This is a genomic window from Taibaiella chishuiensis (assembly GCF_003014535.1).
GTDB classification, from domain to species: Bacteria; Bacteroidota; Bacteroidia; order Chitinophagales; family Chitinophagaceae; genus Taibaiella; species Taibaiella chishuiensis.
Genome location: NZ_PYGD01000015.1, coordinates 28,062 through 40,577, shown reverse-complemented (window position 1 = coordinate 40,577; position 12,516 = coordinate 28,062). Strand labels below are relative to the sequence as shown.

At 46.9% G+C, this 12,516-nt stretch carries 9 protein-coding genes; 7 read left to right on the top strand and 2 right to left on the bottom strand.

What is annotated here, in order from left to right:
- Positions 1-167: 167 nt before the first annotated feature.
- Positions 168-842: a response regulator transcription factor gene (locus B0I18_RS23930; protein ID WP_106525304.1), complete on the bottom strand. Its 675-nt coding sequence runs from the start codon at positions 840-842 to the stop codon at positions 168-170.
- A 314-nt stretch (positions 843-1,156) separates the two neighbouring features.
- Positions 1,157-3,088 carry a T9SS type A sorting domain-containing protein gene (locus B0I18_RS23925; RefSeq protein WP_106525303.1) on the bottom strand — a complete coding sequence of 644 codons (1,932 nt, stop codon included), beginning with the start codon at positions 3,086-3,088 and terminating at the stop codon, positions 1,157-1,159.
- A 771-nt stretch (positions 3,089-3,859) separates the two neighbouring features.
- On the opposite strand from B0I18_RS23925, the gene B0I18_RS23915 reads away from it, so the two are divergent.
- From B0I18_RS23915 to B0I18_RS23885, 7 genes are all read left to right on the top strand, one after another.
- Complete coding sequence (locus tag B0I18_RS23915; protein ID WP_146146862.1) at positions 3,860-4,288, top strand: hypothetical protein; 429 nt, start codon at positions 3,860-3,862, stop codon at positions 4,286-4,288.
- Positions 4,289-4,870: 582 nt separating this feature from the next.
- Positions 4,871-6,724 carry a T9SS type B sorting domain-containing protein gene (locus B0I18_RS23910; RefSeq protein ID WP_106525300.1) on the top strand — a complete coding sequence of 618 codons (1,854 nt, stop codon included), beginning with the start codon at positions 4,871-4,873 and terminating at the stop codon, positions 6,722-6,724.
- 197 nt (positions 6,725-6,921) lie between these two features.
- Positions 6,922-7,233 (top strand): hypothetical protein, encoded by a 312-nt coding sequence (locus B0I18_RS23905; RefSeq protein ID WP_106525299.1) that lies wholly within the window; start codon positions 6,922-6,924, stop codon positions 7,231-7,233.
- 377 nt (positions 7,234-7,610) lie between these two features.
- Positions 7,611-8,039: an META domain-containing protein gene (locus B0I18_RS23900; RefSeq protein WP_106525298.1), complete on the top strand. Its 429-nt coding sequence runs from the start codon at positions 7,611-7,613 to the stop codon at positions 8,037-8,039.
- A gap of 115 nt (positions 8,040-8,154) precedes the next feature.
- Positions 8,155-8,769: an RNA polymerase sigma-70 factor gene (locus B0I18_RS23895; protein WP_106525297.1), complete on the top strand. Its 615-nt coding sequence runs from the start codon at positions 8,155-8,157 to the stop codon at positions 8,767-8,769.
- A 67-nt stretch (positions 8,770-8,836) separates the two neighbouring features.
- A complete protein-coding gene (locus tag B0I18_RS23890) occupies positions 8,837-9,829 on the top strand; it encodes a FecR family protein (RefSeq protein ID WP_106525296.1) in 993 nt (330 codons plus the stop codon).
- Positions 9,830-9,919: 90 nt separating this feature from the next.
- Positions 9,920-12,484, top strand: a complete 2,565-nt coding sequence (locus B0I18_RS23885; RefSeq protein WP_181358604.1) for a TonB-dependent receptor — start codon at positions 9,920-9,922, stop codon at positions 12,482-12,484.
- The last annotated feature ends 32 nt before the right edge of the window (positions 12,485-12,516 follow it).

Below are 12,516 nucleotides of genomic sequence, written 5' to 3'. Positions count from 1 at the left end.
GTAGGAAATGGCGGGTCTTGTATGTTAACATTACCTGCAGGATGATTCCGTCACTCTTCGCATGTTTTAGTGTATTTGTGATCCTCTCTTTTACGATAGAACAAAATGCGTTGTTTGGGTGTAGCCGGTCTGTAAAGCTTAATGTCTTTTCTAATAGTTTGCTGCGTTCACCTGTGCCTGTTCGCCGGAGATGTATTGTGTGTTTCTGAATAAATACCATGTTCTATGGCAAATGCCACCAGGTCGATGGTCCGGTTCATTTTGAATTTTCGCATGATATTTTTTTGGTAGGATAACACCGTATGGAGGCTTAGCTGCATTTCATAAGCAATTTCTTTTACCGTTTTCGCTTTACATAAATGGGCCAGCACCTGTGTTTCTCTCGGGGTTAGATAGAAGTTAATCTGCTCTTCTGTTATAAATGAGCGTAATAGTTTTTTTTCGACGCTTTTTGCGATATACTGATTACCCTGGTATACTTCAACCAATGCCAGCTGGAGTTCTTCAAGGCTTATGTCTTTCGTAAGGAATCCTTTAGCCCCGATACTTAATACATGTCTTACCATCTGCGGATTGGTTACCGAGGTCATGACAATAATTTTAAAATCAGGCGACCCGGCATTCATTTGCAGGCACCTGGTTATTAATTCAATTCCCGGTATTTCAGGCATTATTAAGTCTGCAACAAGAATGTCGATTTGCAGACCTTTGGTCAGCAAATCCAAAAATGATTTAGGACTGTTGTATACCATAACCTCCTGTACCAGTGTTGTATTGTTCCTGAGGCAATTGCTTAATGCCTCTGTCAGCAGTCTATGGTCGTCTACAATAGCTATTACCATAATACAATGGAGGTTATTGGTGTAACACTTGCGCTTGCAAACCCGGGAATATTTTGATACATACCTGTAAGGAGCTGCGATAAATAGTGTTCTGTAAAATATGCGAATCAGGCTATCAACTTATTGAGTAAGCCGCAGGATATATCCTGTTCTACGTGGAAATAGATAAGGATAGGTAAAATGATTTATTGCCTATACTACTGCTATGTAAAGCCAAGCCCTGTTTGCTTCAGGGGCATTGATAATACGGCCCAAAACACATAAAGATAGTGGTGTTTGAAGGGCGGTGCGTTGCATGTTGCGAAGAAACAGGTTTATCGCATCACGTTAAGTTTTTTTACTGTTATTCCTCTATTTGTTATTATGCTAAGCGTATAGATGCCATTGGGGAGATGATTTATGGAAATGGTACTCTTTGGCGTAGGTTTGTAGCTCATGTCGTAAACCGCTTTTCCCAGTGTATTAAAAACTATAATCCTTTCTATTGAAATGTCATGATTCTTACTTTCAACAACTGTCTGTTCCTTTGCAGGGTTAGGATACAATAAGACATCGGCAATTGACTTACTTATATTTTCGATTCCTGTAACTGAAACATTGATCCATAAGCTGACTTCGAAATCGTTGCAATCATTGAGCACCTTAAGCGTTACTTTATAATCGCCGTTTCCGGTATAAGTATGAATAGGTTGCGTCTGGAAGCTCGGTGCACTACCATCTCCGAAATTCCACTCATAGTGGTCCACATTTGTTGGGTTAAGGGGCAGGAATTTAACCTTACCCATCTCCTCATAAAATAAGGGAATGAAGTTAAACCCTTGTACCCTGGGTGCAGGAATAAATGCTACATGTACACTGTCGCTATTACCGCAGCCATATGGCGTAGTGACCGTAACCGTATACCTGCCGGAATCTGAGACATTTATTGTTTGTGAAATATTTCCCGTATTCCAACTGTAGTTCAAGCCGGGATTTCCCGCGTCGAAAGTTATCTGATCTCCTTTACAAATATTGGTATCATTACCTAAAGCAACAACCGGAAGCGGACGGATAATAACATCAGTACTACTATTAATCAGACAGCCGTCCTGACTTTTTATGGCAACTGCAAAGGTGCCTCCGGTAGTCACATGAAGTATCCGGGATGTGGCGCCGGTCGACCAGTTGTAGCTGAAGCCGGGATTGCCCGCATCGAGAGCGGCGGTATTTCCGCTGCATAGGTTGGTTATTGCCGGTAAGTTAGGGATCGGTACACTAGCAGGCTTAATAATGATTGTATCGGAGTTATCACAGCCATTTGCATCGGTTAAGCGCACCGAATAAGTATCTGCCGAGTTCACTGTAATCGAAGAGGTAACTGCGCCGGTATTCCAAACATAGCCGGCGCCTGCCATGGCGGCACTTAAAATATAAGATACTCCGGGGCAGATTGTAGTATCATTTCCTAAATTGACTGGCGGTAATTGTAACACCGAAGCGGTAACGGGTTGACGTGGATTGCTCTCGCAGTTGCCTATTGCAGCAGTGACATAATAGGTTGTGCCCGCACTTATGTAAGGTGTTGTAAAGCTGGCGCCGGTCGCTATCGCAGTTCCGCCACCGGGAGCAGTGTACCATTTGATTGATGCGCCGGCTACGCCCGTCGAACTTAATGTAAGCGTGCCAGGGCCGCAACGGCTGCTATTGTTCACTGCAGGTACAGGCGGCAAAGTAGGGCAATTGACGACTAATGTATAGTCGTGGAAATTGCCGCCGCCAGCCAGGTTGAAGGTATTACAGGCACTGGACGGCCCCAATGCCGGGCCAACCCAAACCCCGAGCACCCTTAATCGATAGCTTCCCGGTGGTACGCTCGCGGGAACGGTCAAATTGCCGCTCACATTGAGCATGCCGTTGGCGCTCCATGGAGGAGCGGCCCCGGAAGCATAAAGCATTTCATTAGCATCATTAAAATTACCATTGTTATTAAAGTCGGCATAAATAGCGTAATTCATCCAAAGGCCCATTTGTATGGAATAAGCTGTGGCAACCCCGGGTTGCACGGTCGCCACCTGGCCTAAATAGTTAGCCACACTGCAGTTGGCCGCCGCAGGACTATTGTTAATACCCGCATAGGTAAAGCTGTAGATGCGATAGCCGTTGCAACCTGAAGTAAATGTTGGTGTGCAGGCCGGCGTTATCTGGCCGTAAAGATTGTTTGTACACCAGGAAAATAGAAAAATCAAAACAAAAATTTGAAGCTTCATAAGTAGAAGATTAAAGGGGCAAAGGAGAAATAATAACCTGTTAGGTGTTTGCTGTTTTTATTCTAAGATTAGATCTATCCGTGATCCGGCCTCAAGCCCGGCAATCGCTTTAAGATCGTAAGAATACTATGCGCTGGTTCAAGCATACACGGTTATAATGCAGGCACAAAGAAAAGCAAGCATTGGCATGAGTTACCAGGCCAATAAGGATGAATAACCACACCCTAATTTTAGGGTGTGCCGTATGCATATCTACAGGACCTCAGCTTGTTGGTTGATCTGCCTTTTTGGGCGACTGCTGCATCATTATAACCTACTGGAATTAGGGTGTATTTATACTCCTCTATTGGGGTAATCGAGTATGCAATCGATTACTTCTCTTTGCATGTGGCTGCAATGGATAATGAAAAAAAGGCATATGCCGGTTGCTGTGTTGTGTCGGATATAAATTCATGGCAACATGATATGATCTGCTGCATGAGCCGTTCTGCCCTGGCTTTCGGTGATAATTATGGCGATACGCGCAGCTGGACTGTTGCTATCCGACTCCCGCGTTTTAGCTCCGTACTGACGCCGATCCCGCTACAGAACAGGGGGGCATATTTTAGCCCGGTTACCCAATCGCTAATAAACAATAATTCGCCTGCGGCTTTGTTACCTTTTTTTGAATGACATACCTGATGTATGTGCGTGTGGTACAAAACATGTAACTCAAAAAGGATAGCCTTGTTTTTTGTCTTTAAAATCGGAATGGCTGGAAAAACTAAATTTATGCAAAATGAAAAACTTGATTGGTTCCGCCTGGAGCGACCAACTGCAACAAAGTTTAAAAACAAGCGTATGTACCTGGTTAAAAAAGATGAGTCGTACACAGCAAACACAACCTGTAGAAGTGATTTTCCAATAAGTTGCATTGTTACTTTCCGTTATAAACGTAAGAGAGGAAAATTTTGGGCAGCCGATAATAAAAATAAACTGAGGTTACTTGAAGCAGGTTTTATAAAAATGCTGACCGGTAGGGAGCATACGCTTATAACGGCAATTGTTGCCGTCCCTGAAAGTTGCCGTTGCCTTTTTTATACAAGGAATATCAAAGATCTTATCCTTTGTATTCAATGTCTGCGGTTGAGCTTTCGCAGATACTTTTTCATTACTTGTTTCGAGCCTGACTCCTTATGGGAGATTTATGACGCACTTTAGATAAAAGTTCCCGCAGTACGGCGCATAACACTTCAAAGCGATGCTGAGTATATAATTCCGGGTTATCATAAAAGCCCCGGTCGGATATGGTTTTATCCGCCCCGGGGCTTTTACATGTAGGCTCGCTGTACCGTTACCTGCGTTCGAATTTTATCCGGGGTCGCTTTATTGCTAACATCGACCCGGGCACAATCTCTCCCTCCGGAAGCAGCGGTTATATACAACCGGGTTAATATCCGAAAGCATAACGCTTGCCGGGAAATCCGAAAAGCATAACGTTACTGTTGCAGCTTTTTTTCGCCGGCGTTTTTACGGATCAGTCCTGCTTGCCTGCGGATCGGGATCACTATGCTACGGATTTTAAATCCTTCTGTTACTTGTAGTTAGGGCACTGTATTTTGCTCTGCTTTCGCTGGCGCTTATCTGTATCGGTACCTGTTTTAATACCGGTATCGGTACCGTTGCATCGCGGTGTCTTTCCTGTTGGGAAGGGTACCCGCGCATAAGCCGGTGCTTGTTATTAAAGGATTTCCACAAGGGCTGTAAGCCTGTATGTTTAACCCATAAATCACCTTATCTTTCATGCGTAAAATTTTTCTCCTTCTCCTTTTTTGTAGCTTATGGTATCTGCCGGCCCGGGCGCAACGCGAAAATGTATGGGTCTATTCGCAATACAACGGGCTCGATTTTAATGTACCCGGACCCTTATCTTTTGTATCGGTAGCCTTTCCGACCGGGGCATGGAACAGCGCTTCAGTTTGCGATCTTAGTGGCCAGCTCCTGTTTTATACAGACGGCAATAAGGTATGGGACCGCTTCCACACGGTGATGCCCAATGGTACTGACTTGCTGCCCTTGTCTGTTTATGCACTTTGCCCCGTCAATACCATGATTGTTCCGATGCCGGATAGCGCCGGTAAGTATTACATTTTTGCGATTACGGGGGAGTATGAAGAGCCCCGCGGCGCCTTGTATTACAGTATCGTCGACATGGACCTTAATGGCGGACTGGGAGATGTAGTTGCGGGGCGCAACGGTATCTTTGTCGATTCCAATCTTGCCCCGATCCTGCAAGGCGTTGCCGGAACGGATTGTAACGTATGGGCGATCACCATGCCCTTAAGGAGTGCAGGGGAAGATAACCGCTACAAAGCTTTTGAGATCAATGCTGCCGGGGTCAATCCTAATCCCGTTATTTCGGTCATACCGGGTGTATCGACATCAGTCACCAGCAATTGCGACATATCACCCGATGGTAAGAAATTTGCCTTTGCCGGTGACGGCGCGGAAATATATGATTTTGATGCGGCTACAGGTGTTATCAGCAACCCCATACTGCTGGATCCTGCATTGGGCTGCGTTTCGGTATGCTTCTCCCCGGATAACAACAAGCTATACACCAATGGCAACTCGGTAACGATGGGCGTGGTTAACACAAGGATAGACCAGTACGATATTACCAGCAATAATGCAGCGGCTATTATGGCATCGGGCATGCAGGTCGCTTCGCCGCTGGAAGCCTCGCCGATGAAAAGGGCACCCAACGGAAGGCTTTATTATTTCGGGCAGTACTTCGGCGCCTCCCTGGGCTGTATACAATTTCCCAACCTGGCCGGTATGGCTTGTAGCCCCAATAACTCGGCCATTCCTTTAGCCGTTGCGAATCCCGGAGAACAGCCCTATACCCTCGGTAGCTTTCCCAATAGTATTGCCGAGGCCAGGAAACCTGATACGCTCTATTACAGGAACGATACGACATTCTGTACCGGTAGCCCGCTTTCGCTGGCGGCATTACCCGGCTATAGCGGGTACAAATGGGATGATGGTAGTGCCGGCACCCTCCGCAAAGTTGGGAAGAGCGGCATTTACTGGGTATATCAGAAGAGCAGCTGCCACACACGCGTCGATAGCTTTTTCGTGCGGGAAAAAGCCATGCCGGTGGCCAACCTCGGGCAAGATGTGATGCTGTGTGCACCGGGCCCTTACACGCTTAAAGCTAATGTAGCTGCAGGTACACAGGTCGAATGGAGCACCGGAAGCCGTGATCGGGTACTTACTGTGCAGGATACCGGCCGCTATTGGGTTACGGTAACCGATCCGCCCTGCAGCAGCAGCGATACGATACACATTGGCCTGGACCTGTATTGTGACTGTGTGCCATTATTGCCCAATGCCTTTTCGCCAAATAACGATGGCCTCAATGATGTTTTCGGAGCTATAGTGAACGGGAGCTGTCCCATAAGCAGGTATAGCCTGCAGATCTATAACCGGTGGGGTGAACTGGTCTACAGCACGGTAAATCACAAGAACAGTTGGGATGGAACCACTAAGGGCCAACCCGCAGACCCGGGTACCTATACCTACCAGCTGAACTTTGAGAGCGGAAGCCGTAAAAAGAGTTATAGCAGGAAGGGAGATATAACCTTACTCCGTTAAGGGGCAATGCTTTTACGATCTTTGGTTCTGTGGCCCTGATGGCCGCGTTCCCTTGATTGCAGCGGGTGAACTTACGTTTTTATCCGAAGCCGGGCTGGATAGTCCGGCTTTCTTATTTGCCGGTCTAGTACTTCATATGCGTTGCATTGTCCTCCCTCCCGTGCTGGATTTTCAGCTTCATTTAAGTTTACAGCGATATGAAAAAAACAAAACCAACAAAAGGAAACCTTAACCCGGTGGTTGCAATTCATAAAACAACGCACCGGTCATGGACGGATATTTCGCGGGATCTCGAGATTTACTGGGATTCAAAATCCCTGAGCAATGATTTTAGTATTGCTGAAAGCGACCGGTTTAAAGCGCTGGAAGAGGAGAATGCCCGGCTTAAGGAGGCGTACTCCCTGTTATACGACGGACTCCAAACCATATTGGATATCATAAAAAGAGATGTGGACCGCATTAAAACCGAATTGAAGCTGATAACGCCGCGTGTGCCACCGGGCGCCTAGTTGGTGGCCGCGGCCGGGCCTTGTCCTCCTTCGTACCCGGCTGTGCCGATGTCGACTGTTGTCCTGTTACACGGTGCGGCTCCTGTTTCCGGTAAGGCTGCGAACGGTTCCCGGAGCGATGCGATAGGATGCTATGTTTGATCATAGAAAGCCACGCTTAAAAACATATCCACATATCCTGTTCAGATACTTCCTCCCGGCAATCTAAACCGGCGCTGGAAAATCAATAACAGGCATACAGAACGCTACACCGGAACTGTTACGCTGATCCGGTAAAACAGCATAGGGTCGGCCGGCCTGTGGCATCGTATGTTGCGGAACGATCTGGACCCTGCACATAAATCTAAAAACAATAACGCACCATTAAAAACGTAAACATGAAAACGATCTTCCCGGGGCTGCTCTTTGCCCTAAGTACATGCTTTGTATCAGGTGTATGCGCACAAGAACACCTGCACCGGTTATATGAAAAGATATCGGGTATTTTCTGGAAAGCAGCTATGTTTGAAGATACCTTGCTCCCCCCGTCAGCCACCGCTTCGATGAGCATTTTCATCCAGGAGGATCGGGTATTGGGTTATGGCGTCTGCAATAATATAAGCGGGTATTTTACCGTGGCAGACACCCCGGGTACACGGATATTTACCGGGCTGGACAGGACGAGGAGGGATTGCGGGCCCGATACAGAAGCCGAGTTTTACTTTATCGGCGCCGATCGAAGCCGTACCCTGCTGCAATTTTCTTTTCCGATCAAAAAAAACAATGAGAAATTGTCCTTGATTCTTGTTATTTTTATCTGGCTTTAATTTGTTTATGAATTGTGTTATTTGAAATGTGGTGAAGCGAACGAATTGAAAATTATCAGCAGTAGTACCTCATCCTCATTCAGTTGTCCCCTTACCTATTAATCCGGCTGATGTAATGACACTTGATAATCGGAATGACCCGAATGCAACGCCTGATATCTGGTTATGGTCTTTGGTAAGGGAAGGCGATACGCAAGCGTTTGTCACGATCTATAACAAATATTGGGAAAAGGCATATACCCAGGCATACTGGGTTGTTTATGACCGGGAGGTAGCAAAAGACCTCGTTCAGGACCTTTTTGTACACCTATGGGACAAGAGAGCGCAAATCAATATCGAAGAGACGATTGGTGGATATTTAAAAAAAGCGGTCAGGAACAGGGCCCTAAACTATATCAAGAAAAATGAAGTTTCCAGGACACACAATAAGAAGATCAGCCGCCAGGCTGTTGTCCAGTCCACTTCTGCGGAAGATTTTACGCATGTAAAGGAACTGAAGGAACTATATGCCGGTGAAATTGAACGGCTACCGGAAAAGATGAAGGAGATTTACCTGTTGAGCAGGGAAAAGGAACTTTCGGTACTGGAAATAGCAACGGCTCTTTCTATCTCCGAGCAGACTGTCAAGAACCAGATTACAACTGCACTAAAGAAAATAAGAAAGGCCCTGGAATTGCATTATTCATTGTTTTATCTGTTCTTGTTGTATTTAAATATTTGCCGGTATTAACCCGGCAACGGGCGTAGAAAATTCAGGCTGATCGTTACCATGGGATAGCTGGTACTAAATCGAAAAAATGAACCATTCAAATCAACATCATTTTAAATTGCTCCTGGAAAAATACCGGGCGGGCAGTTGTACGCCGGAAGAACTGGAACATTTGTACCGGTTGGCCGATGATCCGGAAATGATACCTGGCCTTACTTTTACCTCCGATGAAGAGAAAACGCAGATCAATGACGATATCAAACATAACATCGCTGAACGGGTAAAAGAGCTGCGGACCGAGTGGCCGGAAAGGAAAACGGCATCTATAAAATTGCGCAGGAGACTGTGGATCGCAATCGTAGCTGCGGCGCTTATCGCCTGCATCTCCCTGCTCGCCATACGGTTTTCAGATATAGGACATGGACAGGGAGACTGGGTTGATATCAATACGCCGGCAGGCGTAAAAAGCATGCCGGTTATGTTGCCGGATAGTTCCGTTGTCCGGCTTTATGCCGGTAGCCGGCTAAAATATCCAAGGCGCTTCAAACCCGGATCCCGTAATATAGAACTGCTTTCCGGCAGTGCCTTTCTGCAGGTACGGCCGGATAAAAAAGCTCCTTTTGTGGTAACAGTCCCTGGCCATATTATGGTAAAGGTACTGGGTACATCGTTCGGCATTGCTACCCATGCCGGGTACAGTATCAAAGTCAGTGTTGAAAAAGGCAAGGTACAGGTTGGTGACAAGGACAAGGTAATGGGCGTATTGTTGCCGGGAGAGGAACTTGTATATAACTACCGGCAAAAAACCTCTGAGAAGACAAAAAATGCTCAACCGGTACCGGAAGACCGGGCTGATGAGGAAACGGTATACCTGGAACGGGCAACTATCGATGAGATCGCGACGGTGCTTAAGGTCGTTTATAAAGTGGAACTTGTTTATCAGCCTGCATTAAAGCAATACAGGTTAAATGCACGGTTCTCGACCCGGTTGTCGGTAGATGAAGTGCTCGATGTACTGGGGGCTGCGAGCGGCCTTGAATTTAAACGGCATCTCCAGGACGTAACCGTAACTGCAAAGTGAGTACCGGTAATAGTAGTAAATTTTTAAGATGGGATGATGTATAGCGGTAAGCTCAGGCAATTTTGGCGTATCGTCATTTTGTTCGTATGTGTGATAAGGAGTGATGGTCTCCATGCCCAGCTATCCGGAACCAGGATCAGTATTGATTTTGCAACGGGTAGCCTGGAGGGCTGCTTGTTGCGGCTGCAAAAGGCATCTGCTCTGCCGCTTGCTTATGAAACAAGCTCGCTACCCGAACGCAGTGTACAGGCGGCCGTTTTCAAGAATGAAAAATTAAGTTCGATCCTCGACTACCTGTTAACCGGTACGGGTTATATTTACGAGGAATTGCACGGTGTTATTGTTATCCGTCCCGGAGCGGAATCTTTACCGCCTGTCCGGGGCGCTTATCGCATTTGTGGCACGGTTAAGGATCATTCGCGGGATCTGCCGCTTGCCGGCGCTGCCATTTTTGTGCCGGAATACCGTACCCTGGGTACGTTTACGGATAGTGCCGGTACCTTCAGTTTTTATGCTCCTGTAAATCATGTCGGCCTCCAGATCCGACATATCAGTTTCGAAACGCTGGATGTGCTTGCGGAAGATAAAGATGGCACATGTCCGACTTTCAATATGGAGCCTGCACCTGCCGGCCTGGATGTGATGGAGATTCAATCCCGGCCGGAGCCTTCTTCCATCTCCGCTTTAAGTAAAGTGTCGCCCGATATCAGAAAGATGTCTTTTTTGCCCCTGTTTTGTGGTGATGTGGACTTGCTCGGTATCATAAAGGCCAACCCGGGTATACAACAGGGTAATGACGGTTCCGGTTCGCTGATCGTACGCGGGGGAGCGCCTGATCAGCATATGGTGCTGCTCGACGGCGCAACGCTTTACACCTCCGGTCACCTGTTAGGACTTGTTTCGTCGATCCATGCTGCAGCGGTTAAAAGCGCAGACATCTACAAAGGCGCATTTCCTGCCCGTTTCGGAGGCAGGCTCTCTTCGTTCTGGGATATTGCGATGAAGAGCGGAGATACCCGGAAATTTCATGGCGACCTGTCGCTGGGAACCATGGCTTCCTCCGTCATGCTTGAGGTCCCGCTGGTCAAAGACAAAACATCGCTGTTGCTGGCCGGTCGCAGGAGTTATCACGATCTTTATCTGCGTTGGTCGCAACCCGGTCTGCAACTGCATTTCCAGGACCTTAACCTGAAGTTTCAACACAAGTTTTCTGAACACGACTATGTATACTATACGGGCTATTACTCATCAGATGTTTTTCATTCCGAAAACCTGATCGTGCTCAATAATGATGAAAGCAGGAAGCATGCGGTAACCTTGCAAACAAAAAACCAGGTCCATGTTTTCAAATGGAAGCATATTTTCTCCGACCGGCTGATCACGAACCTGAGCTTTTCCACCTCCGGTTATAACCTGAAATCGGCGTATCGTTTCGAAAGTGCTTATTATGGAATGACGGACGTTGTAGAACAGGGTTTTTCAACCGGGCTAAACGATTTTGTGGCCAGGCTTTCCGGCGATTATGTCGTTTCTTCCCGGCATAGTATCGGGGCCGGTGTCTCCTATACCATCCACTCCTTCAAACCAAGCATAAATACGAGTATCCTGTTCCAGAGTATTGATTCAGCACAGGACCCCAACCGGAGTGTCGTCGATCCCAGCCTTAACTATGAAACAGACGCTTATGTGGAGGATAATTTTGAAATCACGGAAAAGCTGCGCATCAATGCCGGTCTCCATTTTAATGGCTTAAAGTTCGATACCGGCAACAGTTTCAGTATTCAGCCACGCGTCAACCTGTGCTATCAACCCTCGGGCTACTGGTCCGTAAATTTATCCTATGTTCGCATGAGCCAGAACCTGCACCTGCTGACCAATAATCTTACATCACTGCCATCCGATTTCTGGATTGCTTCTTCTTCCGCTATCAGGCCGCAATCTTCCGACCAGGTTAGCCTGGGTATTTCCGGGGGCGCAACGGAAAGTAAATATAAATGGTCTGTCGAATCGTATTACAAGTGGTCCCGCCATGTAACCGAATTATTAATAACGGATACTTTATTTATGAGTACCGGCAACAATACGAAGCTGGAGTGGGAGCAGGCCATAACGCAGGGTAAGGCCGCCGCTTATGGTTTGGAGTTTCTGCTGCAGAAGCAAAGCGGCAGGCTTACCGGCTGGTTGGGTTATACCCTGGCCTGGAGTAACAGGACCCTGCCGGAAGTAAACGACGGACTTACCTTTCCCTATAAATACGACCGCCGTCACAACGTGAACCTGGTGCTACTTTATAAACTTGGAAAAAGTATTGAGCTGTCTTCTGTATTTACCTTCCAAAGCAAACCCCGTTTCCCGGTATTGATGTTTCGCTCCGATGACAACTCGCCGTTCACGATGGTTTTCAGGAGCCTTATCAGTGAGAGCATTCCCCAGCCAGCCACTTATCACCGGCTCGATATGGGCATTTCCTGGATAAAAGAAAACGAGCATAAAGTGAAACGCATTTTGAACCTCAGCATCTTCAATGTTTATAACCACAGGAACCCTGCATTTTACTATTCCGGTTATAATATAGATCAGACCACACCGGTATTGCCGGATAAAAAAGATATACTGCCCTTTATGGTTGCCCTGTCCTGCCGCCTATGCTTTTGATACCCGCAGCTTATTGCATGGCCTGTTCCGTG

Excerpts from the sequence above, each read along its gene's own strand:
- B0I18_RS23925 (WP_106525303.1), bottom strand. The coding sequence starts at position 3,088 with ATGAAGCTTCAAATTTTTGTTTTGATTTTTCTATTTTCCTGGTGTACA.
- B0I18_RS23910 (WP_106525300.1), top strand. The coding sequence starts at position 4,871 with ATGCGTAAAATTTTTCTCCTTCTCCTTTTTTGTAGCTTATGGTATCTG.
- B0I18_RS23905 (WP_106525299.1), top strand. The coding sequence starts at position 6,922 with ATGAAAAAAACAAAACCAACAAAAGGAAACCTTAACCCGGTGGTTGCA.
- B0I18_RS23915 (WP_146146862.1), top strand. The coding sequence starts at position 3,860 with ATGCAAAATGAAAAACTTGATTGGTTCCGCCTGGAGCGACCAACTGCA.
- B0I18_RS23890 (WP_106525296.1), top strand. The coding sequence starts at position 8,837 with ATGAACCATTCAAATCAACATCATTTTAAATTGCTCCTGGAAAAATAC.
- B0I18_RS23895 (WP_106525297.1), top strand. The coding sequence starts at position 8,155 with ATGACACTTGATAATCGGAATGACCCGAATGCAACGCCTGATATCTGG.
- B0I18_RS23900 (WP_106525298.1), top strand. The coding sequence starts at position 7,611 with ATGAAAACGATCTTCCCGGGGCTGCTCTTTGCCCTAAGTACATGCTTT.
- B0I18_RS23930 (WP_106525304.1), bottom strand. The coding sequence starts at position 842 with ATGGTAATAGCTATTGTAGACGACCATAGACTGCTGACAGAGGCATTA.